This is a genomic window from Mycobacterium sp. (assembly GCF_965229265.1).
Classification (GTDB): domain Bacteria; phylum Actinomycetota; class Actinomycetes; order Mycobacteriales; family Mycobacteriaceae; genus Mycobacterium.
In genome coordinates, this window is sequence record NZ_CBDDIY010000013.1 from 1 (window position 1) to 25,673 (window position 25,673).

The 25,673-nt window shown below is 68.7% G+C and carries 21 protein-coding genes and 2 pseudogenes; 16 read left to right on the forward strand and 7 right to left on the reverse strand.

The genetic code is table 11. The features are described 5' to 3' along the window. Window positions 1-27 precede the first annotated feature (27 nt). Both ADBZ9K_RS22085 and ADBZ9K_RS22090 read left to right on the forward strand, forming a co-directional pair. Window positions 28-832: pseudogene (locus tag ADBZ9K_RS22085) on the forward strand (TMEM165/GDT1 family protein). Between the two features lie 401 nt (window positions 833-1,233). Next, a complete protein-coding gene (locus ADBZ9K_RS22090) occupies window positions 1,234-1,632 on the forward strand; it encodes a transcriptional regulator (protein ID WP_526624335.1) in 399 nt (132 codons plus the stop codon). A gap of 84 nt (window positions 1,633-1,716) precedes the next feature. Here ADBZ9K_RS22090 and ADBZ9K_RS22095 read toward each other — a convergent pair. The 3 genes and pseudogenes from ADBZ9K_RS22095 to ADBZ9K_RS22105 form a co-directional block, all read right to left on the reverse strand. Next, window positions 1,717-2,832: pseudogene (locus tag ADBZ9K_RS22095) on the reverse strand (hypothetical protein); the annotation flags it as partial. Further along, complete coding sequence (locus ADBZ9K_RS22100; RefSeq protein WP_526624337.1) at window positions 2,829-3,320, reverse strand: ImmA/IrrE family metallo-endopeptidase; 492 nt, start codon at window positions 3,318-3,320, stop codon at window positions 2,829-2,831. The gene ADBZ9K_RS22100 and the pseudogene ADBZ9K_RS22095, both read right to left, overlap by 4 nt. Before the next feature lie 44 nt (window positions 3,321-3,364). Continuing rightward, window positions 3,365-4,282, reverse strand: coding sequence for a hypothetical protein (locus ADBZ9K_RS22105; protein WP_526624339.1), 918 nt, complete (start codon window positions 4,280-4,282; stop codon window positions 3,365-3,367). A gap of 185 nt (window positions 4,283-4,467) precedes the next feature. Here ADBZ9K_RS22105 and ADBZ9K_RS22110 point away from each other — a divergent pair, with 185 nt between their 5' ends. The 7 genes from ADBZ9K_RS22110 to rraA all read left to right on the forward strand — a co-directional run bounded on the left by ADBZ9K_RS22110 (window position 4,468) and on the right by rraA (window position 8,820). After that, window positions 4,468-5,124: a DUF6474 family protein gene (locus ADBZ9K_RS22110; RefSeq protein ID WP_526624340.1), complete on the forward strand. Its 657-nt coding sequence runs from the start codon at window positions 4,468-4,470 to the stop codon at window positions 5,122-5,124. 7 nt (window positions 5,125-5,131) lie between these two features. Continuing rightward, on the forward strand, window positions 5,132-5,647 hold the full coding sequence (locus ADBZ9K_RS22115; RefSeq protein WP_526624342.1) for a hypothetical protein: 516 nt from the start codon (window positions 5,132-5,134) through the stop codon (window positions 5,645-5,647). Between the two features lie 42 nt (window positions 5,648-5,689). Beyond that, on the forward strand, window positions 5,690-6,421 hold the full coding sequence (locus ADBZ9K_RS22120; protein ID WP_526624344.1) for a YcnI family protein: 732 nt from the start codon (window positions 5,690-5,692) through the stop codon (window positions 6,419-6,421). Next, complete coding sequence (locus ADBZ9K_RS22125; RefSeq protein ID WP_526624346.1) at window positions 6,418-6,921, forward strand: copper resistance CopC family protein; 504 nt, start codon at window positions 6,418-6,420, stop codon at window positions 6,919-6,921. Before ADBZ9K_RS22120 ends, ADBZ9K_RS22125 begins: the two co-directional genes overlap by 4 nt. 64 nt (window positions 6,922-6,985) lie before the next feature. Beyond that, window positions 6,986-7,750 carry a CopD family protein gene (locus tag ADBZ9K_RS22130; RefSeq protein WP_526624348.1) on the forward strand — a complete coding sequence of 255 codons (765 nt, stop codon included), beginning with the start codon at window positions 6,986-6,988 and terminating at the stop codon, window positions 7,748-7,750. Window positions 7,751-7,834: 84 nt separating this feature from the next. Beyond that, window positions 7,835-8,341 (forward strand): hypothetical protein, encoded by a 507-nt coding sequence (locus tag ADBZ9K_RS22135; protein ID WP_526624350.1) that lies wholly within the window; start codon window positions 7,835-7,837, stop codon window positions 8,339-8,341. Next, window positions 8,338-8,820, forward strand: coding sequence for a ribonuclease E activity regulator RraA (gene rraA, locus ADBZ9K_RS22140; protein ID WP_526624351.1), 483 nt, complete (start codon window positions 8,338-8,340; stop codon window positions 8,818-8,820). The genes ADBZ9K_RS22135 and rraA overlap by 4 nt, the downstream gene beginning before the upstream one ends. Here rraA and ADBZ9K_RS22145 read toward each other — a convergent pair. After that, entirely contained in the window at window positions 8,817-10,286 is a 1,470-nt protein-coding gene (locus tag ADBZ9K_RS22145; protein ID WP_526624353.1) for a flavin-containing monooxygenase, read from the reverse strand. The genes rraA and ADBZ9K_RS22145 overlap by 4 nt on opposite strands. 77 nt (window positions 10,287-10,363) lie before the next feature. Here ADBZ9K_RS22145 and ADBZ9K_RS22150 point away from each other — a divergent pair, with 77 nt between their 5' ends. From ADBZ9K_RS22150 to dinB, 3 genes are all read left to right on the forward strand, one after another. Beyond that, complete coding sequence (locus ADBZ9K_RS22150) at window positions 10,364-11,044, forward strand: TetR/AcrR family transcriptional regulator (protein WP_526624355.1); 681 nt, start codon at window positions 10,364-10,366, stop codon at window positions 11,042-11,044. A 67-nt stretch (window positions 11,045-11,111) separates the two neighbouring features. Continuing rightward, window positions 11,112-13,634, forward strand: a complete 2,523-nt coding sequence (gene ponA2 / locus ADBZ9K_RS22155) for a transglycosylase/D,D-transpeptidase PonA2 (protein WP_526624357.1) — start codon at window positions 11,112-11,114, stop codon at window positions 13,632-13,634. Window positions 13,635-13,664: 30 nt separating this feature from the next. Continuing rightward, on the forward strand, window positions 13,665-14,861 hold the full coding sequence (dinB, locus tag ADBZ9K_RS22160) for a DNA polymerase IV (protein WP_526624358.1): 1,197 nt from the start codon (window positions 13,665-13,667) through the stop codon (window positions 14,859-14,861). Between the two features lie 14 nt (window positions 14,862-14,875). Here the strand turns inward: dinB and ADBZ9K_RS22165 are convergent, their stop codons facing one another. Further along, the gene (locus ADBZ9K_RS22165; protein ID WP_526624359.1) at window positions 14,876-15,880 is read right to left on the reverse strand and encodes a PHP domain-containing protein; all 1,005 of its coding nucleotides are present in this window, start codon (window positions 15,878-15,880) and stop codon (window positions 14,876-14,878) included. Window positions 15,881-15,991: 111 nt separating this feature from the next. Between ADBZ9K_RS22165 and ADBZ9K_RS22170 the strand changes: the two genes are divergently transcribed. The 4 genes from ADBZ9K_RS22170 to ADBZ9K_RS22185 are packed head-to-tail and all read left to right on the forward strand — an operon-like array spanning window position 15,992 to window position 19,176. Then, window positions 15,992-16,369 carry an ArsR/SmtB family transcription factor gene (locus tag ADBZ9K_RS22170; protein ID WP_526624361.1) on the forward strand — a complete coding sequence of 126 codons (378 nt, stop codon included), beginning with the start codon at window positions 15,992-15,994 and terminating at the stop codon, window positions 16,367-16,369. Then, window positions 16,366-18,009 carry a SulP family inorganic anion transporter gene (locus tag ADBZ9K_RS22175; protein ID WP_526624363.1) on the forward strand — a complete coding sequence of 548 codons (1,644 nt, stop codon included), beginning with the start codon at window positions 16,366-16,368 and terminating at the stop codon, window positions 18,007-18,009. Before ADBZ9K_RS22170 ends, ADBZ9K_RS22175 begins: the two co-directional genes overlap by 4 nt. A gap of 22 nt (window positions 18,010-18,031) precedes the next feature. After that, window positions 18,032-18,319: a hypothetical protein gene (locus tag ADBZ9K_RS22180; RefSeq protein ID WP_526624365.1), complete on the forward strand. Its 288-nt coding sequence runs from the start codon at window positions 18,032-18,034 to the stop codon at window positions 18,317-18,319. Next, window positions 18,319-19,176 carry an LLM class F420-dependent oxidoreductase gene (locus tag ADBZ9K_RS22185; RefSeq protein ID WP_526624366.1) on the forward strand — a complete coding sequence of 286 codons (858 nt, stop codon included), beginning with the start codon at window positions 18,319-18,321 and terminating at the stop codon, window positions 19,174-19,176. Before ADBZ9K_RS22180 ends, ADBZ9K_RS22185 begins: the two co-directional genes overlap by 1 nt. Before the next feature lie 375 nt (window positions 19,177-19,551). On the opposite strand, the gene gltD is transcribed toward ADBZ9K_RS22185, so the two are convergent. Next, complete coding sequence (gene gltD, locus ADBZ9K_RS22190; RefSeq protein ID WP_526624368.1) at window positions 19,552-21,018, reverse strand: glutamate synthase small subunit; 1,467 nt, start codon at window positions 21,016-21,018, stop codon at window positions 19,552-19,554. Beyond that, on the reverse strand, window positions 21,011-25,621 hold the full coding sequence (gene gltB / locus ADBZ9K_RS22195) for a glutamate synthase large subunit (protein WP_526624370.1): 4,611 nt from the start codon (window positions 25,619-25,621) through the stop codon (window positions 21,011-21,013). Before gltB ends, gltD begins: the two co-directional genes overlap by 8 nt. Window positions 25,622-25,673 lie beyond the last annotated feature (52 nt).

The following is a 25,673-nucleotide window of genomic DNA, read 5'->3' on the forward strand; positions in this document are numbered from 1 at the left end:
GGCAGCCACCCGACCGAGGAGTCTTGGGTGCTGGCAGCGTTGTTCCTCAGTTTCGCCGTTATTTTCGTCGCCGAGTTGGGCGACAAGTCGCAGTTGATGGCGATGACGTTCGCCCTTCGTTACCGCTGGTGGGTGGTGCTCGGCGGGATCACCGTCGCGACCACAGCGGTCCATCTCATCTCGGTGGCCGTCGGCCACTATCTGGGCGCTGCGCTGCCCACCCATCTGCTCGGCATTCTGGCCGGCGTGGCCTTCGTCGGGTTCGGCCTGTGGACCTTGCGCGGCGACCGACTCTCCGACGACGAGGCGACCCGGGCGCAGCGCACGAGCGCACCGGCGTTCTTTGCGGTGACGTCGGCGTTCCTGCTGGCCGAGCTGGGTGACAAGACGATGCTCGCCACGATCACCCTCGCCGCCGACAACGATTGGGTCGGGGTGTGGATAGGGTCCACCATCGGCATGGTCCTCGCCGACGCGCTGGCCATCCTGGTCGGAGCGGTCGCCGGCAAGCACCTGCCGGAGCGGATGATCCAGTTGGGTGCCGCCGCGCTGTTTCTGATTTTCGGGGGTGTCGATGCTGGTCGAGGGGTCCTTCCCGACCCTGCCCGGCTTAGCTGTGGGCGCCATCGCGGTCGCCGTCGTCGTTGCTTTCGGCGCGGCGCTGTGGACCCTGCCACCGCGACTGCGTCCCACCGCGCTTCGCGGCGAGAGCGCACGACCGGGGACCGGGAGCCAACAGCATTGCGCGGCATCCCCTGAGTCGGCTTCGGCTGTGGCCGCTGGCACCGACGGCAGTCATCGTCACCCGGGAGATTCGAACTCCGGCTCGTAGCACCGTTCTCCGGGTGGTGCCCGGCCAGATCGGGAGCGTCCGACTGCCGGCCGATTGCGGCGAGAGTCCACGGTGACGACGCTTACAGCAAAGTGAATTTGTGGGATAGCTGTGAGGCTGCGCGGTTGCCCGGCCGATCCGCCGGGTTGCGGGCGGCCCATCCTGGCCCAGATGCTGCGCCCGGGTGCCCGGCACCTTGCATTTCTTTGCCTCACCGTATGCTGTTGGTATCGCGCGGACATCACGAATGGTGGACCCAGAAGTTTGCCAGTTGCCAAAAATGTCCGCGCGCGTCAATTATTGGGTAGTTTGCACTTGGTTGTCGGCGCTTGTGTCGCTACGATGATCAGCAAATAAGCCAACGGAAACGACAGCTCTTCTCGCATGTGGAGGTCAAAAAGATGAGCACGACGTTCTCGGCGCGACTGAATCGCCTGTTCGACACGGTGTATCCACCCGGCCGCGGCCCGCATACCTCCGCCGAAGTGATTGCCGCCCTCAAGGCTGAGGGGGTCACGATGTCGGCTCCGTACCTGTCGCAGCTGCGCTCAGGCAACCGGACGAATCCGTCGGCGACCACCATGACGGCGCTTGCCAACTTCTTCCGGATCAAACCGGCGTACTTCACCGACGATGAGTACTACGAGAAGCTCGACAAGGAACTCACCTGGTTGGCCAATATGCGCGACGAGGGCGTACGACGCATTGCCGCGCGCACGGTAGGGCTGTCCCCGGAGGCTCAGCAGGACATCGTGTCCAAGGTCGATGAGCTCCGCCGCCAGGAACACCTCGACGATTAGCCTGTCGCTGCTGTAGCGGCAGCTTCGGCAACGTCGGGTTCGTTTCAGCGGGCCGCGGTAGTGGGTTTCACCTGCTCGAGCGCCCCGGTACTGGCGTGCTATCTCGAGGATCCATTCCCGGTCGGAGCAGTTTTCGGGCTGCCTGAGCCAGTCCATTCCCGGGAACTGCCCCTGCCCGGCCGGCCCCGCAACCCGCGGGGTTCGCCGGCCGGCGTAGATCCACTTGGCAATCGCGGTCGCCTGTTCGACGGGGCTGATCGTCGCGCGCTCGACATCGGTCAGTACCTCGATTGCCGCGCCGTCGGCCGTCCCCGCTCGCTGCTGTCGCTGCTGGGCGACGGTGGCTTCCAGATACAGGGCGTCAGAGATCAACGACAGCCGCTCGGCGACGCGGAACACCAGGGGCCCGCGCGGACGCTCGCCGATACCGACATCCGGCTGACGGCGTTCCAGCTCGGTCAGCAGCGGATCGATCAACCGCAACTCGCGCCGCCCGCCGAACCAGTCCTCGATCGCGGGCAACAGCGAACCGGCCGCCACGATCGCCATCGCCGCGCCCAGCAGTGTCGCCGCCGTACCGACGCCGACCAGCCGCGATGTACCGACGGCCCGGATCAGGAAGAAGGCGCTGGCCGCCACGATCAGCGCGATGCCGAGGGTGAAGACGAACAGCGCCCGGCCCCGGCGGGTCCGGTTGGAGTGCCGCATTCCGGCCCACAGCACCAGGGTGAACGCGAGCAGCAGGTAGAGCAGCGGCAGCAGCCAGGGCAGCGAGGTGTTGCCGGACTCGAGGTTGCGCTTCAGGTACTCCTCGGGCGACATCTCCGGCTGCTGACCAGCCGAGAAGAACAACACCAACGTGATCACGGCGATCACCGTGGCCACGGCGTACTGCGCGGCCGCGATCCGGTGGACTGCGGCGGGACTGCGGCTCGAGGCCACGCTGGTGATCATCACGCAACTGCCCGCGGCGCAGCCGATCAGCGCCACCTGGCTCAGCCCGATCGAGATGTTGGACCAGCCCACCGACGTGTCCAGCAGCAGAGTCAGTGGCGGCCAATTCAACGCAGCAACCACGGCCAGGCTGCCGAGTGCGACGATCATCGCCGAGCTGACCACCGACTGCTTGTTCACCAACGCCCACCCGATACGCAGGCCGGTGGCCATCCCCAGCAGTCCGGCGATCACCCAGACGATCAACCAAATGCCTCTCCGAGGCGGACCTGCACGATCGATGACCGGTCGGACGGCGACCGGCCGAGCCGATAGAGCAGTAGCGCCGCGAAGTCCTCGGCCTCCTGCTCGGCATCCTCGCCGCTGGGCCCCATGCATCCGGTGCGCTGGTTGAGCATGTAGCCGATGAGGTCGTCGCTGGCCAGCTCCGCGACGTCGCGGGCGGCCTCGGTCACCGGTATGCCGAAGTGACCGAGAACCAGGTGTCCCAGCTCATGAGCGAGCGTGCGGTCCCAGGTGGGCAGGCCGTGCTGGATGAGAAAGACGTCGTGGTCCTCGTACTGCCGCCACTGACCGCACACCCCGGCCGGCAGGTCGGCCATGGTGATCTCGATGGGCCGGGACCGGTCTTCACTGACAGCGGTGACCAGCCGGGTGAGGGAGACTTCGCCGTGCCGGGGTGCCAGGTCCAGGACGTCGTTCACCGCTTTGGTGACCCGGCGACTGGCCGACATCTCTTCCCCTTCCCGGTCAGCTACTGGGCGCCGCGCCCTCGGTGTCACTGCAGGAACCGAGTGGTCCCCATGGTCCGCACGACGTGGCCGGCCTTCGCTTGGCGATACCCGAAGAAGCCTCCGAGCGCCGTGAGGGCGAGGAGGCCGGCAAAACCCGGCAGGGCCAGGGCCGCGACCTCACCGATCTTGGCTTCCCTGAGGTACTTCGGATAGCCCACCCTAGACGACGCGGGGGCTTCTGTACCGGCTCCCGACGAGGTCGCCGGCGGACGTTCGCGGGTCGCGGACGGCTCGCGGGCCGGGCCCCCGCGTGGCCCCGGCTCTGCTGCCGGACCCGAACCGCCGGCAGTGGGGGCCGGACGTAGCGGCGGCAGCTCGATCAACGGCGGCATGGTGATCGGGGCAGGCTCCATACCTGAAGGGTCGACCGTGCCGCGGTCGGCGCTGACGACACCCGGCTCATCCGGCTCGCCGGGCTCGCCCGGCGGCGGGATCGTCCGCGGGAGAATGCCGATGCCCCCGCCGCTGCTCCCGCCGCCGGCCGACTTCGGGGGCGCGACAATCGCCAGATCCGGGGCGCGCGGCAAGCCGACGCCGTCCTGCGGGCCACCGTTTCCGGGCGGCTGCTGGCAGGGCGGCCAGGGCCAGGGCGGCCACGGCCAATTGGGCAGCCCCACCTCACCGGGGTTATCGACGGCGTCGGCGGCGGCGGACGGGGTCATCGCGGCCGTACCCGGCCGGCGCGGGCTGGTCGACGAGCGAATCTGCGGCCGCCCGACGCCCGGGGCGGTGGCGGCGCCGGGCCGACCCGCGCCAGAGGTGTCGTGGTGATCGGACCCGGCGCCGCCGGGACTGCTGCCCACCGTCGCGGGGTCAGCGCCGGCCGGCGCCGTGCCGAGCACCCCCGTCCCGCCGCAGAGCAAACCGCACGCGATCACCCAGCTAATCGCTGCGGCCCTCATCGGCGAACGGTTCACGACGTTCCTCGGGTTGGCGGCGCACGCTGGTGCCGGGTCGGACGATGTCGCATCATTGTGGCATATCCGCAGGTCGTGATCGCCCTGGTTGAGCCGGGCGATAGGGTTAGCAGACCCGGTCGCGAGTGCGCCTCGCCGATCGTCGACGACCTACCCGGGAGGCATCAGGAATGGGCCTGTTCACCAAGCGTAAAAGCCGTGCGACACGTCGCGCGGAGGCCCGCGCGATCAAGGCCCGCGCCAAGCTCGAGGCCAGGCTCGCGGCCAGGAACGAAGCCCGCCGTATCAAGGCCGTCGAGCGCGCCGAGAACAAGGCGATCAACGCTTCGCTGAAGGCCGCCCGTGACGCCGATCGGGCCGCGGTGAAAGTCGCCGAGGCGCAACTGAAGGCGGCCCGGGAGGGCAAACTCCTCTCCCCCACCAGGGTGCGGCGTGTGCTGACCGTGTCGCGGCTGCTGGCCCCGATCGTGGTGCCGGTCGCCTACCGCGCGGCGATCGCCGCCAGGGGCGTCATCGACGAGCGCCGCGCCGATCGCCTCGGCGTGCCGCTGAGCCAGCTCGGCCAGTTCTCCGGCCACGGCGGCCAGCTCTCGGCCCGGATCGCCGGGGCGGAGAGTTCGTTGCGGCTGGTGGCCGAGAAGAAGCCCAAGGACGCCGAGACCAAGCAGTTCGTCGCCGCGATCACCGAGCGCCTCGGCGCCCTGTCGGCAGCCGTCACCGCCGCGGAGAACATGCCCGGCCCGCGGCGCCGCGATGCGCACGCCGCAATCACCGAGCAGCTCGACGGCATCGACGCCGACTTGATGGCCCGCCTCGGTGTGATCTGACCCAGCGATGACCCGCCGGCCGTCCGACCCCGCCGTGCTGCGCGGGCTGGCGACCGGAGCGCTCACCGCCGCCCTGACGCTGGCAGCCCATGCCTGCGCCGACGGTCCGGTCACCGCCGGGGCCGCCGCGCTGCTGGTGGTGTTTTCGGCCGGACTCGGCATCCTGGCGGGCAGCACCGAGCGGGTCGCCGGGCTGCCGGTGTTGGTCGGTCTGCTCGCGGCGGGCCAGCTGATCGGCCACCTGACCCTGGCGCTGGCCGAGCCGTGTCACACCGGCTCGCCCGGCGTGGTGATGCTGAGCGCCCATCTACTGGCCGTGGTCGCAGGTGGACTCCTTATCGTCGGCGCCGAACGGCTGTGCCGGGCACTGTGCACGGTGTTACAGGTCTGCGCCGGGCAGCCGAGTGCGGGCCCCGTCGCCGCGGTGTCGCTGGCCCCCGCGCGCGCCGATCACCCCCTGCAGTCCAGACTTCTGATCGCAGTGTCGATATCGCACCGGGGACCACCGGCGGGCCTGCGCTGACCCCGAACCCCTCGACACTTCGACCCCAGAAAGCACATTCGAATGATGACCAACCATCGGTGGGTGACGCGTGCATCGCGAACGGCCGCGCTCACCGCCACCCTCGCCCTCGGATCGTGGATATGCGCGGCCACGGCAAGCGCACACATCCACGTCGACGCCGATCACCCGGTCCGCGGCGACGACGCCCTGGTGACCTTCCAGGTTCCGAACGAATCCGAGAAGGGCTCTCCCACAACGAAAGTCACGATCACCCTGCCGAACGTCGCCTCAGCGAGCACCGATGTGATGCCGGGGTGGACGGCCACCTTGGACCGCGACGGGTCCAGCGGCGCCTACCGGTCCGTCACCTTCACCGCGGCGCCCAATGCCGGCATCGGCGCGGCCCAGTTCGAGTTGTTCCCCATCTCGATCCAGTTGCCCGACGCCGCGTCGGTGACGTTCCCTGTCGTTCAGACCTACGCCGACGGCACCACGGTGAACTGGGACCAGCCGCCGCTGCCCAACGGCGACGAACCCGAGTTCCCTGCGCCGGTACTGCCGCTGGCGGTGGCGTCTGAGCCGCACAGGCCCGAAGAGCATGCGCACGCCCCGGCCCCGGCCAGCCCGGCCCCCGCGGCTCCCGCGGCTCCCTCGGTGAGCGCAGCACCAGAAGTCACCGCTCCGGCCGAGGCGAAGTCCAACCCGGACAACACCGCGCGGGCGCTGGCCGGCGGGGCACTGTTGGTGGCCGCGATCGGTGTCGGAGTTGCGCTGGCCCGGCGCCGGACATGACGACGCTGCGGCGTGCCCTGGCCACCGCGCTGCTGATCGTCGCCATGGCGATCGGCGGCACGGCGGTGGCCTGGGCCCATGCCGTGCGGGTGGCCGCCGATCCGGCGCCGGACACGTCGCTGACGACCGGGCCGGACCAGGTCAGCGCCACCTTCAATGAACAGTTGCAGTCCAGCTTCGCGGCGATGACCGTCGTCGGCCCCGACGGTAACCTGTGGTCGCAGGGCGACCCGCGGGTCCAAGGCGCCGTGGTCAGTGTCGCGCTGCGCCCGCTGGGCCCGGCCGGCACCTACACGGTGAATTACCGGGTGACCTCGGCCGACGGGCACGTCGTGTCCGGCTCCTGGGCGTTCACCCTCACCACGGCGGGAACCGGCACTCCGGGCCCGTCCGCATCGGCCCGGACGCCCGACAGCGGTCTGCCGGTCTGGCCGTTCGTGGTCGCCGCCGCCGTGGTGATCGCGATCGGGGCGGCCTGGGCGCTGCGACGCCGGACGTGACCCTGGCCCGCCGCCGACTGCTCGCGGTTGTCCTGCTGGCCGGCACGCTGGCCTGGGCATTGGCGTGGGCGTTGGCCGGCGGGCGGGCAGCGCCCGCGGCGGGCTGATCCGGTCCGCCAGCGGGCCGCTCGGCGTCGCGGCGGTGGTGTGGCTGATCGCCGAGACGATGCGGTTGAGTGTGTCGGCCGCTCAGTCGGCAGACGTCGGTCTGACCCGGCTGCGACTGCACACCGTGGTGGAGTTCGTCGGGACCGCCGGGGGTCGCGCCACGCTGTTGAGCCTGCTGGCCGCGGTGCTGGCCGGTGCGATAGCGGTGTTCCGGCCGGGAAGGGCGGGCCGCATCGCGGTGACCGGGGCGGTGGCCGTCGGTCTGAGTGCCCGCGCGGTCTCGGGCCATGTCGGTGCCAGCGCGATCGGAGCCGTCGCCATTGTGGTCCACATTCTTGCGGCCGCGCTGTGGTGCGGTGTGCTGTCGGCCATCACCGTCACCGTGGATCACCGCGCCCAGTGGGCCCGGATCCTGCCTCGGTTCTCCCAGCTGGCGCTGGGATGTGCGGTGACACTGCTGGTCGCGGGGACGGCAGGGGCATTGGTGACGGTGCCGGGCCCGGCGCAGTTGCTGACCACGGGCTACGGGCGGGTGCTGCTGGCCAAGGTGGTGGTGGCCGCCGGGCTCGTCGCGCTGGGATGGCTCAACCGCACCCGGTGGCTACCCGCGGCCCGAGCCCACCGGATCAGCGCCGAGCGGGCGGTGGGCTACGCCCGGCGCGAGCTGGTCGTGATGGTGATCGCATTGACGCTGGCGGCGGCGCTGTCCCTTGCCGGTTAGCGCAGCGTGGGCCGCCCATCCTGGCCTGGCATGATGGGATCGACCGCCGGCTTTCGCGACGAGACACTGCAAAGGAGCAGCCAGATGGCAGAAGCGCAGGACCGGCCCGACGAGGGCCAGGCCGCCACTCCGCCCGGGCCGCCACCGGAGAAGGCCGCTGCAAAGAAGCAGCCGGCCAAGAAGACGCCGGCCAAGAAGGCCCCCGTCAAGAGGGCCCCCGTCAAATCTGCCGAGGCCGCCAAGAAGGCACCGGCGAAGAAGGCGGCACCGCGCAAGGCGCCGCCACCGGCTCTGGAACCGCCCGTGACTCCCCCGGCCCTGGAACCGCCCGTGGCTCCGCCGGCCCTGGAACCGCCCGCCCCGCACGCCGCGCTGGTCGCCGGCAACGGCTCCCCGGTCGCCGAAGGCGCCCGCGAGGCGGCGGCCAACGCCAAGTCCTCGGTCGAGCAGGCCGCCAACCCGGTGTCCGGACCGGTCGGTCCAGCCGAGCAATCCGGGCGCTCACCCCTGCAGTTCGCGGTCGCCTTCGCGGTGACGGTGTTCATCGCGCTGCTGGTGCGCCGGCTGCGGCATCGGCACGACGACGCATGACCGTGCCGTTCCGCGCGACCGCCGACCTGGTCGACGACATCGGGCCCGAGGTCCGCAGTTGTGACGTCCAGTTCCGCCAGTTCGGCGCCCGCACCGAGTTCGCCGGACCGATCAGCACGGTTCGCTGTTTTCAGGACAACGCGCTGCTGAAGTCGGTGCTGTCCGAGCCCGGTGACGGCAGGGTATTGGTCATCGACGGGGACGCCTCGCTGCACAGCGCCCTGGTGGGTGACGTCATCGCCGAACTCGCCCGGTCCAACGGGTGGGCGGGGCTCGTCGTGCACGGTGCGGTCCGCGATGCCGCGACGCTGCGCACCCTCGACATCGGCATCAAGGCGTTGGGCACCAACCCCCGCAAGAGCACCAAGACCGGCGCCGGTGAGGCGGACGTGGTGGTCAGCTTCGGCGGTGTCAGCTTCGTTCCCGGTGAGCTGGTCTACAGCGACGACGACGGGATCGTCGTCACCTCCGCTGGCTAAACCCCAACCGGTGCACGGCTCTTGGCGAAGATCAACGCGTCGTCGTCGACCTTGCCGTGCCGAATCAGCCGCAGGTCCAGCAGGTAGTTCTGCTTGAGCCGCCACGGCGCCCGCGAGCCGGCCTTGGGCAGCCGGTCCAGTGCACGCAGGACGTAGCCGGGTGTGAAGTCCAGCAGTTGACGGGGCTCGACGTCAGGATCCGGCTGGGCGGGTTCGACCCGGTCGTATCCGTGGGCATCCATGTAGTTCATTACGCGGCAGACGAATTCGGAAACCAGGTCGGCCTTCAGGGTCCAGGACGCGTTGGTGTAGCCGATGGTGAACGCCATGTTGGGCACGCCGGACAGCATCATGCCCTTGTACGCCATCGTGGTTGTCAGGTCCAGCGGTTCACCGTCCTGGCGAATCTCCGCGCCGCCGAACAGCTGCAGGTTCAAACCCGTTGCGGTGACGATGATGTCAGCGTCGAGTTCGCGGCCCGAGCTGAGCATGATGCCGGTCTCGGTGAAATGGTCGATGGTGTCGGTGACCACCTCGGCTTGACCCTTGCGGATCGTGCGGAACAGGTCCCCGTTCGGCGCCAGGCACAGGCGCTCGTCCCACACCCGGTAGTGCGGGCCGAAATGCTTTCCGACGTCATAGCCTTCGGGTAGTCGGCGCTGGGCCATCGTCAGCAGTTGCTTGCGCATGAAGTTCGGGAACCGGCGCGCCAGACGGTATTGGACGGACTGGAACAGAATGCTCTTCCAGCGGTTGATGACGTAGGCGGGTTTGGCCGGAAGCAGCTTGTTCATTCGCACGGCGAAGCGATCGACGTCGGGCAGCGCGCCGATATAGGTCGGCGACCGCTGCAGCATAGTGACGTGCCCGGCACCGGAATTGGCCAGCGCGGGAATGAGTGTCACCGCGGTGGCGCCACTGCCGATGACCACCACACGCTTGCCGGTGTAGTCGAGGTCTTGCGGCCAGTGCTGGGGATGCACGATCGTGCCGCCGAAGTCGTCGGCACCGGGGAATTCCGGTGAGTAGCCCTCGTCGTAGTTGTAGTAGCCACTGCAGGCGAACAGGAACGAGCAGGTGATGTCCTTGTGTTCGCCGCCGGATTCGACCCGGACCGTCCACTGGTTGGCGGCGGTGGACCACTCGGCGCTGACCACCCGCTGGCCGTACCGGATGTGCTTGTCGATGCCGGATTCGCGCACCGTGTCGTTGAGGTAGTTCATGATCGACGGGCCGTCGGCGATGGACTTCTGCGAGGTCCAGGGCTTGAACCGGAAACCGAGGGTGAACATGTCCGAATCCGATCGGATGCCGGGGTACTGGAACAGGTCCCATGTTCCGCCGAGGTTGGCGCGCCGCTCGAGCACCACGAAACTCTTGGACGGGCAGCGATCCTGCAGGTGCCAGGCGGCGCTGATGCCGGAGATGCCGGCGCCCACGATCACAACATCGACGTGTTCGGTCATGGCGGCCACGTTATCAACGCCGTGTCGAATAGGTCAACACCGTGTTGATAAATTCGACACCGTGTAAAGTTCCCTGCGTGTCAGCCGTCAGCTCGCCCCGGACCCGAGGGCGCCGCGCCACCCGTCCCTCCGGAGACGACCGGGAAGCGGCCATCCTGACCACACTGGAAGAGATGCTCGCCCAGCGGCCGTTCGCCGAGATCTCGGTGGACGATCTCGCCAAGGGCGCCGGCCTGTCCCGTCCTACCTTCTACTTCTATTTCGCGTCGAAGGACGCCGTGCTGGTGCGGCTGTTCGAGCGGGCGATCCGAGCCGCCGACCCCGGCCTGCACCAGCACACGCACGCACTGGCCGAGAACCCGGCCAGTGCCTGGCACGACGGCATCTACGCCTTCTTCGACGCGCTGCGCCCGCACCGCGCGGTCGTGCTCGCCGGGCTGGCCGCGGCCGCCACCAACGGCGAGCTTCGTCGGCTGTGGGCGACGTTCATGGCGGGCTGGATCGACTACACCGCGGCCCTGATCACCAAGGAACGCGATCGGGGGGTCGCACCCGACACCATCCCGGCGCGCGATCTCGCCGCCGCGCTCAACCTGATGAACGAGCGCGTCGTCATCGCCTCGCAGGGCACCCAGGAGCCAACGCTGCCCGAAGGGGCCGCGCTGGGGGCACTCGCCCATATCTGGACCGCCAGCATCTACGGGACCGGTGGGCCGCCGGGCGCCGCGACGACCTTGGTCCCTGTTTCGACAACGTAGGTCGTCAGTTTCATACCGGCTGCGCATATCGGACGGAATGCTCATCGCGTGGCCCTAGTCTGGCGGCATGTCGGAGCGTCACCGGGCGAGCGGTGCCACGGTTGCCAAGCTCGCGTTGTACTGCGTGCTGGCTGGTGTTCTGGTGGCTGCCATGTTGTTTCCGCTCGCCGGTGGCGCCGGCATCGTGGTCAACCACGCCTCCGACGTGGCGACGCAGGACTCGGCGCAGTTGATGGAGGGCCAGGTGCCCACCGTCTCGACCATGGTGGACGCGGCCGGCAATCCGATCGCCTGGATCTACACCCAACGCCGGTGGCCGGTGACCAGCGACCGGATCGCCGACACCATGAAATTGGCGATCGTCTCCATCGAGGACAAACGCTTCGCCGACCACAACGGCGTCGACGTCCAGGGCACCCTGACCGGCCTGCTCGGCTACCTCAAGGGTGACCTCGACACCCGCGGGGGGTCGACGATCGAACAGCAGTACGTCAAGAACTACAACCTGTTGGTCAACGCCCAGACCGACGCCGAACGACGGGCGGCGGTGGAGACCACCCCCGCCCGCAAGCTGCGTGAGATCCGGATGGCGCTGGCACTGGACAAGGTGCTGTCCAAGCCGGAGATCCTCACCCGCTACCTGAACCTGGTGTCGTTCGGCAACGGCGCCTATGGCGTCCAGGACGCGGCCAAGACGTACTTCGGTATCAACGCCGCCGACCTCAACTGGCAGCAGGCGGCGTTGCTGGCCGGGATGGTGCAGTCCACCAGCGCGCTGAATCCCTATACCAACCCCGAGGCCGCGCTGGAGCGCCGCAACGTCGTGCTGGACACGATGATCGAGAATCTGCCGGACAAGGCCGACGAGCTGCGGGCCGCCCGCGAGCAACCGCTGGGCGTCCTGCCCCAGCCCAGTACGCTGCCCCAGGGCTGCATCGCGGCCGGCGATCGCGGGTTCTTCTGCGACTACGTGCTGCAGTACCTGGCCCGCGCCGGGTTGTCCAAGGACGACGTCGCACGCAACGGCTACCTGATCCGCACCACCTTGGATCCCAAGGTGCAGAACAGCGTCAAGAAGGCCATCGACACCGTGGCCAGCCCGACCCTGAGCGGCGTCGCCAGCGTCATGACCGTCATTCGGCCCGGCAAGACCGCCCACAAGGTGATCGCGATGGGCGACAACCGCGGATACGGACTGCGGCTCGACGCCGGCCAGACCGTTCAGCCGCAACCGTTCTCGCTGGCCGGCGACGGAGCCGGTTCGATTTTCAAGATCTTCACCACCGCCGCCGCCCTCGAAATGGGCATGGGCATCAACGCTGCGCTCGAGGTTCCGGCCCAGTTTCAGGGCAAGGGCCTGGGCAGCAGTAACAGCCCGGGTTGCCCCAAGGAGACCTGGTGTGTGAAGAACGCCGGCAACTACCGCAGCCCGATGAGCGTCACCGACGCGCTGGCCCAGTCGCCCAATACCGCGTTCGCCCGGCTGATCCAACAGGTCGGCGTGCCGCGTGCGGTGGACATGGCGGTGCGGCTGGGGTTGCGGTCCTATGCCGAGCCGGGCACCGCGCGTGCCTACGACCCGAATAACAACGAGAGCCTGGCCGAGTTCGTCAAGCGGCAGAACCTCGGCTCGTTCACCCTGGGCCCGTTCGAGCTGAACGCACTCGAATTGTCCAATGTGGCAGCCACATTGGCCTCCGGTGGCATGTGGTGCCCACCAAGTCCGGTGGACAAGATCTTCGACCGCTCCGGCCGGGAAGTCGCGGTCGAGACCCAGGCGTGCGAGCAGGTGGTTCCCGAAGGGCTGGCCAACACGCTGGCCAACGGGCTGGCCAAGGACACCACCGGCGGCACCGCGGCGAGCTCTGCCGGTTCGGTGGGCTGGAGCCTGCCGATGTCGGGGAAGACCGGCACCACCGAATCGCATCGGTCATCGGGGTTCCTCGGCTTCACCAACCAGTACGCCGCGGCGAACTACATCTTCGACGACTCCCCCAATCCGGGCGGGCTGTGCTCCTGGCCGCTGCGCAAATGCGGCTACGGCAACCTCTACGGCGGCAACGAGCCGGCGCGAACCTGGTTTCTGGCGATGAAACCGGTCGCAGGAGACTTCGGCCCGATCGCCCTGCCGCCCACCGACCCCCGCTACGTCGACGGCGGACCCGGCAGTGAGGTGCCCAGTGTCACCGGCCTGAGCTTCGATGCCGCGCGCAAACGCCTGCGGGACGCCGGATTCCAGGTCGCCGACCTGCCCACCCCGATCAACAGTTACGCCTCGCGGGGCTCGGTCGTCGGCACCACCCCCAAGGGCAAGACCATCCCGGGCTCGATCATCACGGTCAACACCAGCAACGGCATTGCACCCGCGCCGCCGCCGGAGGCGCCGCCGCCGCCCCCCGAGGCCCCGCCGCCGGACGCGCCGCCGCCGGATGTCAACGTCATCCAGATCCCCGGGCTGCCGCCGATCACCCTGCCGATGTGGCCGCCGCCGGCGCCTCCTCCCCCGCCAGCGCCGGAACCCCCGCCGCCGGCCGCAGAACCTCCCCCACCCGCGCCGGCACCGCCGCCGGAGGCGCCTGCGCCACCGTAGGTTGTCGGACCGGCGTGCGAACATGCGTTCGTGTCCGACGGGGCGACCATCCTGCACGCTGACCTCGACTCGTTCTACGCCTCGGTCGAGCAGCGCGATGACCCGACGCTGCGCGGGCGCCCGGTCATCGTCGGCGGCGGCGTCGTGCTGGCCGCCAGCTACGAGGCCAAGGCCTACGGCGTGCGCACCGCCATGGGCGGGCGGCAGGCGCGCCAGCTCTGCCCAGCCGCGGTGGTCGTCCCGCCGCGGATGTCGGCCTACAGCCGGGCCAGCGACGACGTATTCGAGGTATTCCGGGACACCACCCCGCTGGTCGAACCGCTCTCGGTGGACGAGGCCTTCCTCGACGTCGCGGGCCTGCACCGGATATCGGGGACGCCGGTCGCGATCGCAGCCCGGCTTCGTGAGCAGGTGCGAGACCGGGTCGGACTCCCGATCACTGTCGGCATCGCGCGCACCAAGTTCCTGGCCAAGGTGGCCAGCCAGGAAGCCAAACCCGACGGTCTATTGCTGGTACCGCCCGAGCGGGAGCTGGAATTCCTGCATCCGTTGCCGGTGCGCCGGCTGTGGGGCGTCGGCGCCAAGACCGCCGAGAAGTTGCACTCGCACGGCATCGAGACCGTCGCCGAGGTCGCCGAGCTGAGCGAATCGATGCTGGCCGCATTGGTCGGCGGGGCGATGGGCCGCCAGCTGTACTGCCTGTCGCGCAATATCGACCGGCGCCGGGTGCAGACCGGGCAGCGCCGTCGCTCGGTGGGCGCACAGCGCGCGTTGGGGCGTCAGCGGCCCAGCCCCGCCGAACTCGACGCCGTCGTCATCGGACTCGTCGACCGCATCACCCGCCGGATGCGCTCGGCCCAGCGCACCGGCCGAACAGTGGTGCTGCGCTTGCGGTTCGAGGACTTCACCCGCGTCACACGCTCGCACACCATGGCCAGGGCCACCGGGTCCACCGCCCCGATCCTTGCCGCCGCGCGTGACTTGGTCGCTGCTGCTGCACCGCTGATCGCCGAGCGAGGCATCACGCTGGTCGGGTTCGCCGTCACCAACATCGACCGGGACGGGGCCCAGCAACTGGAACTACCCCTCGACGGCGGCCGGGCCGACGCGGTCAACCTGGACGCGGCGGTCGACCATGTGCGCCGCCGCTACGGCACCGCCGCGTTGACCCGTGGCGTGCTGGTCGGCCGGGATCCCGGCCTGGAGATGCCGCACCTGCCGGACTGACGCCCGGCTCCTGACTAGCCGGCGGCCCAGCCCACCAGATCCTCGGCCGGCCAGGTGTTGACGACCCGCTCGACGGGGATACCGCCGTCGAGCGCACGCTGGGCGCCGTAGCCGAGGAAGTCGAGCTGCCCGGGCGCGTGCGCGTCGGTGTCGATGGAGAAGACGCAACCGATCTGCATCGCCAGGTCGAGCAGCCGGGTGGGCGGATCCCGGCGTTCGGGACGCGAGTTGATCTCGACGGCGGTGTTGTTGTCCCGGCAGGCGGTGAACACCTGCTCGGCGTCGAACGCGGATTCCGGGCGGATCCCGCGGCTGCCGGTCACCAGCCGGCCGGTGCAGTGGCCCAGCACGTTGACCCGCGCGTTGCTGACCGCGCGGACCATCCGTCGCGTCATCGACGCCGAGTCCATCGACAGCTTCGAGTGCACGCTGGCGACCACGATGTCGAGCCTCCCGAGCAGGTCGGGGTCCTGGTCCAGGGTGCCGTCGTCGAGGATGTCGACCTCGATGCCGGTGAGGATCCGAAACGGCGCCAGGTCCTCGCGCAGTTCGTCGATGACGTCGAGCTGGCGGCGCAGCCGGTCGGCGGACAGGCCGTTGGCAATCCTCAGCCGCGGCGAGTGGTCGGTCAAGGCGCAGTACTCGTGGCCCAGCGCGGCCGCGGTGGCCAGCATCTCGCGGATCGGGGCGGAGCCGTCGGACCAGTTGGAGTGCAGGTGCAGATCCCCGCGCAATGCAGCACGAACCTCGCCGCCGCCGAGATCTTCTGCAGTGCTGCGTAATTCGATCAGCACGTCGGGATCGCGGCCGGCCCAGGCCTGGGCGATGACGGTGGCGGTCTTGGGGCCGATGCCGGGCAGTGACTGCCAGCTGTTGGCGCGGCCGTGGCGATCGCGGGTCGCTTCGTCGAGCGCCTCGACGATGTCGGCGGCCTTGCGGTAGGCCATCACGCGGCGGGAATCCTCGCGCGCGCGGTCCTTGAAGTACGCGATCTCACGCAGCGCGGCTACCGGGTCCATGACTCCAGTGTGCCCGCGGGCCGGTCCTCGGGATTTGTCGACGTCACCCGATCTCCGATACCCTGATTGCGAATTCGTTCAATCCATCAATTACTCAATTCGAGGACCGTGGTGCCCACCAACGTGCCCAGCGGCAGCGAGCGGCCGCTCTACGAGATCAAGGCGAACCTGTTCAAGGCGCTCGCCCATCCGGCCCGGATCCGCGTGCTGGAGATCTTGTCGACCAGCGCCCAGCCCACCCCAGTCAGTGAGATCCTCGCCGCCACCGACATCGAGCCGACCCTGCTCTCCCAGCATCTCGCGGTGCTCAAGCGCCACCAGGTGGTCCAGGCCGAGCGGATCGGCAACGCGGTCTACTACGAGCTGGCCCACCCCTCGATCCGGGACCTGCTGGTCATTGCGCGCAGCTTCCTGGCCGACACCCTCAAGGCCCAGCAGCACCGGCTCGCGGCGTTCGACGCGCTGCCGCCGGTCGGGGATCCACGGTGATCGCCAGGGCGGCCGGCCAGATCTCCCGGCTGTTGCCGAACCGCCGCGACTACGCCGAGCTGCCGCGATCCTGGCGGCGCGACATCCTCGCCGGCGTCACCGTGGGCGTGGTGGCATTGCCGCTGGCGCTGGCGTTCGGCATCAGTTCCGGCGTCGGTGCCGCAGCCGGGCTGATCACGGCCGTGGTCGCGGGCCTGGTTGCGGCGGTGTTCGGCGGTTCCCATGTCCAGGTGTCCGGCCCCACGGGCGCCATGGCGGTGGTGCTGGCCCCGATCGTGGCCCAGCACGGCATCGGCAGCATCGCGGTCGTCACCGTGGTGGCCGGGGTGATCGTGGTGGCAGCGGGCGTCACCGGTCTGGGGCGCGCGGTGACCTTCATCCCGTGGCCGGTGATCGAGGGATTCACCCTCGGCATCGCCGCCATCATCTTCCTCCAGCAGGTTCCCGCCGCATTCGGCGTCACCGCCCCGCCCGGTCAGCGCACCATGCCGGCGGCGTGGACCGTCGTCACCCACGCCGACTGGTCCTCGGCGTGGCGCACCCTGTTCATCGTCGGCTTCATCGCCGTGCTCATGCTGGGGCTGCCGCGGCTGCACCGCGGCATCCCCGAATCGCTGACCGCCGTGGTCACCGCAACGCTGATCGTGGTGGGCCTGCACATCCCGGTGGCGAGCATCGGAACCCTGCCGTCGCACCTGCCGGCGCCGCTGTTGCCGCATGCCGACCTCGGCGCGTTGCGTACGTTGATCGGGGCCGCGCTGGCCATCGCCGCGCTGGCCGCCATCGAATCCCTGCTCTCGGCGCGGGTGGCCGCCACCATGTCACCGACCGGGCCGTATGACCCCGACCGCGAACTGGTCGGCCAGGGCCTGGCCTCGGTGGCCTCCGGACTCTTCGGCGGCATGCCGGCCACCGGTGCGATCGCCCGCACCGCGGTCAACGTCCGCTCCGGGGCACGCACCCGGGTCGCGGCGATTGTGCACTCGCTGCTGCTGCTCGCCGTGGTCTACCTGGCGACGGGCCCGGTTTCGGCAATTCCGTTGTCCGCCTTGGCCGGTGTGCTGATGGTGACCTCGTTCCGGATGATCTCGGTCGGCACCGTTCGCAAGATCATGCACTCGACACGCTCTGATGCACTCACGTTCGTGCTGACCGCCGTCGTCACCGTGTGTTTCGACCTGATCGAGGCGGTAGAGATCGGCATCCTGTTCGCGGCGTTCTTCGCCCTGCGGACGGTCGCGCGGCGCAGCAGCGCGGTGCGGGAGGACCTGCCCGGCCCACACCAGCCCGGCGACGAGCGGATCGCTTTGGTGCGCCTGGACGGTGCCATGTTCTTCGGTGCCTCCGAACGCATTTCGAATGCGATCACCACCCACCCGGACGTGTCGGTGGTGATCATCCGGATGTCACAGCTCGGCATGCTCGACGCCACCGGCGCACACACGCTGGCCGAGCTCGCCGAGGACCTCGAATCCCGCGGCATCACCGTCATCATCAAAGGCGTTCAGCCCGAGCACATGAGCCTGCTCGCCAACATGGGCATCGTCGAAGCGCTGCGTCACGAGAACCATCTGATGGACTCCCTGGACGAGGCGATCGCCCACGCCCGCACCCACGTGAACCCGGCGGTTAATCCTTAGCCGAGGCGGGTATCAACCCAGCATGTCGACTCTCCAGTGGGTGATCCTCTACCTCTGCGTCGCGGCGCTGGTCACCGGCGGGGCCGTGGCATTCGCCGCCCGGTCACGCGTAAGCCAGCGGTCGACGCCCGACTTCGCGATCGGCCCGGCACTACTGGCTGGCGCGGTGTGGCCGATGTTGGTTCTCGGCCTCCTGCAAGGGCTGCTCGTCCACGTGCTGGCCACCGCACTGCGGCGCCATCCTGCCCCCGCCGGTGAGCGTGATCTGCGACCGCTCGCTGCCGCCTCGATCGGACTACGATCGGCCTAGTGCGATTCGCTTTCAAGACCTCCCCGCAGAACACCACCTGGGCCGACATGCTTGCCGTCTGGCGGGCTGCTGACGACATCGACGTCTACCACTCCGGTTGGACATTCGACCATTTCTATCCGATCTTCTCCGATCCCAGCGGCCCCTGTCTGGAGGGCTGGACCACACTGACGGCACTGGCCCAGGCGACGAACCGGCTGCGGCTGGGCACCCTGGTGACGGGCATCCACTATCGGCACCCCGCGGTGCTGGCCAACATGGCGGCCGCGCTCGACATCATCTCCGGCGGGCGCCTCGAGCTCGGCATCGGCGCCGGCTGGAACGAAGAGGAATCCGGGGCCTATGGCATCGAGCTGGGCAGCATCACCGAGCGCTTCGACCGTTTCGAGGAGGCCTGTCAGGTCATCATCGGCCTGCTCAGCCAGGACACCACCGACTTCGACGGCCAGTACTACCAGCTGAAGGCCGCGCGCAACGAGCCCAAGGGCCCGCAACGACCACACCCCCCGATCTGCATCGGCGGCAGCGGTGAGAAGCGGACCCTACGGATCACCGCCAAGTACGCCGACCACTGGAACTTCGTCGGCGGTACACCCGAGGAATTCGCCCGTAAGCGCGACGTGCTCAAGGCGCACTGCGCCGACGTCGGCCGGGACCCGAAGGAAATTATGTTGTCGGCGCATGTGCGTCTCGAACCGGACCGCGGCTACCGCGGCGTGATCGAGGATTCCATCGCGCTGGGCGCCGAAGGTCTGGACCTCGCGATCGTGTATCTGCCGACCCCGCACGACCCCGCGGTGCTCGAACCCCTGGCCGAGGCGATCCGTGATTCCGGGCTGTGGCGCCCGGCCGATTGAGGCCACATGCCGGCAACGGCGCACCCGGCAAAATAACGCCTGCGTCAACTGCTATCGGAAAGCGTTGCTAGAAACCGTAGTGCAGGAGTTCGGCGGGGGTGATCAGCCGCTCGTGCTTTGCCGGGAAGTCTCGACTCTTGAGCGGACGGCGGATGAACAACCAGGCTATACGCCCGACCCGCGAACGAGATATCGGGTTGAGGTACACAAGGATCACTCCTGTGGTCGGTCTCGGTCTAACCGGAGGGCCACGTTACCGCAGCACCCGCTCCAGCAATTAGACACAGATCACACCTCAAACGACAACAGGCGCGCCGCGAAATGGTCCGATGATTCTGGTGTGACCAAAGTGGCGCGTGGGGTGGCGCTCCAGGTTCAGCGTTGGGGCGCCGCGGTCGGCTTGATCGGCGCCGGCAGCGCCGAATGGCCCATCAGGTAGCGGTCGACACCCGCGGCGGCGGCCCGGCCCTCGGCGATCGCCCAGACGATCAGCGACTGGCCACGGCCCATGTCACCGGCGACGAAGACCCCCGGCACCGAGGTGTCGAAGTCCTTGCCGCGAGAGACGTTACCGCGCTCGTTGAGCTCCACGCCCAGATCGGTGAGCAGACCCGGTCGTTCGGGCCCGACGAAGCCCATCGCCAGCAACACCAGGTCGGCCTCGAGTTCGAAGTCGGTGCCGTCCACCTTCTCGAACTTGCCGTCCTTCATCGCCACCTCGTGGGCCCGCAGCCCGGTGACCTTGCCCTCATGGCCGAGGAACTTCTCGGTATTCACCGAGAAGACGCGTTCGCCGCCCTCTTCGTGCGCCGAGGACACCCGGAACATCAGCGGGTAGGTCGGCCACGGGGTGGAGTCGGCCCGGGTCTCTGGCGGGCGCGGCATGATCTCGAACTGGTGAACACTGACCGCCCCCTGGCGGTGCGCGGTGCCCAGGCAGTCGGCACCGGTGTCACCACCACCGATGATGATCACCTTCTTGCCCTTGGCGGTGATCGGCGGCTGACCGTTCTCGTCGACCACCAGGTCGCCCTGCTGCACCTTGTTGGCCCACGGCAGATATTCCATGGCCTGGTAGACGCCCTCGAACTGACGGCCGGGGATCGGCAGGTCACGCGCGGCGGTAGCACCGCCGGCCAGCACTACCGCGTCGTAGTCGGCGCGCAACTGATCGGCGGTGAGGTCCACACCCACATTGACGCCGGCACGGAACTTGGTTCCCTCGGCCTCCATCTGGGTCAGCCGCCGGTCGATGTGGCGCTTCTCCATCTTGAACTCGGGGATGCCGTAGCGCAGCAGACCGCCGATGCGGTCAGCCCGCTCGAACACGGTCACCTCGTGGCCGGCGCGGGTCAGCTGCTGGGCGGCCGCTAGGCCGGCGGGTCCGGAGCCGACGACGGCCACCTTCTTGCCGGTGATGACGTGCGGCGGCATCGGGACGACCCAGCCTTCGTCGAAGGCGTTGTCGATGATCTCGACCTCGACCTGCTTGATGGTCACCGGATCCTGGTTGATGCCGAGCACACAGGAGGCTTCACACGGCGCCGGGCACAACCGGCCGGTGAACTCCGGGAAATTGTTGGTGGCGTGCAGCCGCTCGATGGCGTCGCGCCACCGATCCCGGTACACCAGGTCATTCCACTCCGGGATCAAATTGCCCAGCGGGCAACCGTTGTGGCAGAACGGGATTCCGCAGTCCATACAGCGTGCGGCCTGGTGCTCCAGGGTGACCTGAGAGAAGTCTTCGTAGACCTCTTTCCAGTCCCGCAGGCGCAGTTCCACCGGCCGGCGCACCGGCGTCTCACGGTGGGTGTACTTCAGGAAGCCGGTCGGGTCAGCCATGAGCGGCCGCCATGATCGCCTTGCCGACGTCCTCGCCGGCCGCTTCGGCATCGGCGATCGCCCGCAGCACCGACTTGTAGTCGCGTGGCATCACTTTCACGAAGTTCCCTACCTGTTCCGGCCAGTCAGCCAAGATCCGCTGGCCCACAACCGAATCGGTGGCATCTACATGCGCCCCGATGATGTCGCGCAGCCATTCGGTGTCGGCGTCGTCGAACTCGTCGATGTCCACCATTTCCGTGTTGAGGTTCGACGGCAGCTTTCCGTCGGGGTCATAGACGTAGGCGATGCCCCCCGACATACCCGCGGCGAAGTTGCGCCCGGTCTCGCCGAGGATGACCACCCGGCCGCCCGTCATGTACTCACAGCCGTGGTCGCCGACGCCCTCGACCACCGCGTGGGCGCCGGAGTTCCGCACCGCGAAGCGCTCACCGACCGTGCCGCGGATGAAGGCGCTGCCACTGGTGGCGCCGAACAGGATGACGTTGCCGCCGATGATGTTGTCCTCGGCCACATAGCTGGCCGGGGCGTTGTCCGAGGGCCGCAGCACGATCCGCCCGCCTGAAAGCCCCTTGCCGACATAGTCGTTGGCATCGCCGTAAACCCGCAAGGTGACGCCCTTGGGCACGAATGCACCGAAGCTGTTGCCCGCCGAACCATCGAAGGTGATGTCGATGGTTCCGTCCGGAAGACCGTTGGCGCCATAGGCTTTGGTCAACTCGTGGCCCAACATGGTGCCGACGGTGCGGTTGGTGTTGGCGATCGTGGTGGCGAAGCGCACCGGCGTGCCGGAGTCCAGCGCCTCGCGGCTCATCACGATCAGCTGCTGGTCCAGCGCCTTGTCCAGGCCGTGGTCTTGGCGTGAGCTGCAGTACAGGTCCTGGTTCATGAACGCCGAATCCGGCTCGTGCAGAACCGGAGTCAGATCCAGCTTGTGAGCCTTCCAGTGCTCGGCGGCCTGCGCGGTGTCCAACGCGCTGACCTGACCGACCATCTCGTTGACGGTGCGGAAGCCCAGCTGGGCCATCAGCTCGCGCACCTCTTCGGCAATGAACGTGAAGAAGTTCTCCACGAACTCCGGCTTGCCGGTGAAGCGCTCCCGCAGCAGCGGGTTCTGGGTGGCCACGCCCACCGGGCAGGTGTCGAGGTGGCAGACCCGCATCATGATGCAGCCCGACACCACCAGCGGCGCGGTGGCGAAGCCGAACTCCTCGGCGCCCAGCAGCGCGGCGACGACGACGTCGCGGCCGGTCTTGAGCTGCCCGTCGACCTGAACCACGATCCGGTCCCGAAGCCCGTTGAGCAGCAGCGTCTGCTGCGTTTCGGCCAGCCCCAGCTCCCACGGCGCGCCGGCGTGCTTCATCGACGTCAGGGGGGTGGCGCCGGTGCCGCCGTCGTGCCCGGAGATCAGGACGACGTCGGCGTGGGCTTTGGAAACGCCGGCGGCCACCGTTCCCACGCCATTTTCGGAGACCAGCTTGACGTGCACTCGGGCCTGCGGGTTGGCGTTCTTCAGGTCGTGGATCAGCTGCGCCAGATCCTCGATCGAGTAGATGTCGTGGTGCGGCGGCGGCGAGATCAAGCCGACACCGGGGGTGGAATGCCGAACCTCGGCCACCCACGGGTAGACCTTGTGACCCGGAAGCTGCCCGCCCTCACCGGGTTTGGCGCCCTGGGCCATCTTGATCTGGATGTCGGTACAGTTGGTCAGGTAGTGCGACGTGACACCGAACCGGCCGGAGGCGACCTGCTTGATCGCGCTGCGCCGCCAGTCGCCGTTGGGATCATGCTCGAAGCGACTGGTGGCCTCGCCACCCTCACCCGAGTTCGACCGTGCGCCAAGGCGGTTCATCGCGATGGCCAGCGTCTCGTGCGCCTCGGCCGAGATCGACCCGTAGCTCATCGCGCCGGTGGAGAACCGCTTGACGATCTCGCTGACCGGTTCCACCTCGTCGATGGAAATAGCCTGGCGTCCGCCCTCTTTGGGGTCCTTGAACTTCAGCAGGCCGCGCAGCGACGCCATCCGCTCGCTCTGGTCGTCGACCAGCTTGGTGTACTCCTTGAAGATCGAGTACTGCCCGGTACGAGTTGAGTGCTGCAGCTTGAACACCGTGTCCGGATTGAACAGGTGGTACTCGCCCTCACGGCGCCACTGGTACTCGCCGCCGACCTCCAGCTCACGGTGCGCGCGCTCGTCGGGGCGGTCCAGGTAGGCCAGCTGGTGGCGGGTGGCGACGTCGGCGGCGATGTCGTCGAGGTCGATGCCGCCCACCGGACAGTTCAGGCCGGTGAAGTACTCGTCGAGCACCCGCTGAGAGATGCCGATGGCCTGGAACAGCTGGGCACCGGTATAGGAGGCCAGGGTGGAGATGCCCATCTTGGACATCACCTTCAGCACGCCCTTGCCGGCGGCCTTGATGTAGTTCTGCAGTGCCTTCTCGCGGTCGATGCCCTCGATTACGCCCCCGGCGGCGGAGCCGCCAAGAACGCCGCGATCGATCATGTCGCTGATCGACTCGAACGCCATGTAGGGGTTGATGGCCGCGGCACCGAAGCTCACCAGCGCCGCCATATGGTGCACCTCGCGGGCGTCACCAGCCTCCACGACCAGACCCACCTGGGTGCGGGTTCGGGTGCGGACAAGATGGTGGTGGATGGCCGAGACCGCCAGCAGCGACGGGATCGGCGCCAGGCTCTCGTTCGATTCCCGGTCGGAGATGACCAGCAGCTGCGCGCCGCCGGCGATGGCCTTCGACGCCGCGTCGCGGATGTCGTCCAACGCCCGGCGCAATCCCTCGCCGCCCTTGGCGACCGGATACAGGCAGCGGATGACGGCCGAGCGCATGCCGTGCTTGCGACCGTGGATCTCGTCGTCGGGGTTGAGGTTGATCAGCTTGGCCAGCTCGTGGTTACGCAGGATCGGTTGCGGGAGCACGACCTGGTGACACGACTCCGGGGTCGGGTTGAGCAGGTCGCCCTCCGGACCAACGGTGCCCTTCAGGCTGGTGACGACCTCTTCGCGGATGGCGTCCAGCGGCGGATTGGTCACCTGGGCGAAGAGCTGCTGGAAGTAGTCGAACAACATCCGCGGCCGGGCCGACAGCACCGCGATCGGGGTGTCGGTGCCCATCGAGCCGATCGGCTCGGCGCCGGTGCGCGCCATCGGCGCCACCAGCAGGTTGAGCTCTTCGTAGGTGTAACCGAAGGCCTGCTGGCGCAGCACCACCCGGTGGTGCGGCATCCGGATGTAGGGGCCTTGCGGCAGATCCTCGAGGCGGAACAGGCCCGCGTCGAGCCACTCCTGGTAGGGCTCCTCGGCGGCCAGCTCGGCCTTGATCTCCTCGTCGGAGACGATACGGCCCTGGGCGGTGTCGACCAGGAACATCCGGCCCGGCTGCAGGCGCATCCGTTTGACCACCTTGGCGGGATCCAGGTCCAGGACGCCGGCCTCGGAAGCCATCACCACCAGGCCGTCGTCGGTCACCCAGATCCGGGACGGGCGAAGGCCGTTGCGGTCGAGTACCGCACCCACGACGGTGCCGTCGGAGAAGCACACCGACGCCGGACCGTCCCACGGCTCCATCAGCGAGGAGTGGTACTCGTAGAACGCCCGACGCGCCGGATCCATCGACTCCTGGCGCTCCCAGGCCTCCGGAATCATCATCAGCACGGCGTGGGCCAGGCTGCGCCCACCCAGGTGCAGCAGTTCGAGCACCTCGTCGAACCGGGCGGTGTCGGAGGCGCCCGGGGTACAGACCGGGAAGATCTTGTCGACGTCGGTCCCGAAGGCGTCGGTCTTGATCAGCGCCTCGCGGGCGCGCATCCAGTTCTCGTTGCCGGTGACGGTGTTGATCTCGCCGTTGTGGGCGACCCGGCGGAACGGGTGGGCCAGCGGCCACGACGGGAAGGTGTTGGTGGAGAACCGGGAATGCACGATTCCCAGCGCACTTTCGAGCCGCTCGTCCTGCAGGTCGAGGTAGAAGGCCTTGAGCTGCGGGGTGGTCAGCATGCCCTTGTAGACGAACGTTTGGCCGGAAAGGCTTGGGAAGTAGACGGTTTCGCGCCCGGGGCCGTCCTGGCCGGGGCCCTTGGAGCCCAGCTCGTGTTCGGCGCGCTTGCGGATCACGTAGGCCTTGCGCTCCAGGTCCATGCCCGAGGCACCGCCGATGAACACCTGCCGGAAGGTGGGCATGGCGTCGCGGGCGAGCGCCCCCAGGGAGGAGTCGTCGGTGGGGACGTCGCGCCAGCCGATGACCGCCAGGCCCTCGGCCTCGACGATCTTCTCGACGGCCTCGCAGGCGCTGGCCGCGTCGCGGGACGACTGCGGCAGGAAGGCGATGCCGGTGGCGTAGGAGCCCTCGGCGGGCAGGTCGAAGTCGACCACGGCGCGCAGGAACGCATCGGGAACCTGAAGCAGGATGCCCGCACCGTCACCACTGTTGGGCTCGGCGCCCGCGGCGCCGCGGTGTTCGAGGTTGAGCAGGGCGGTGATCGCCTTGTCGACGATGTCGCGGCTGCGCCGTCCCTGGATGTCGACCACCATGGCGACGCCGCACGAATCGTGCTCATATGCGGGGTTGTACAGCCCGACACTCCTGGGCATTCGCACCTGACCCTTCACAAGCTTTTTCGCGCGGCGGTCGATCGACCTCGCC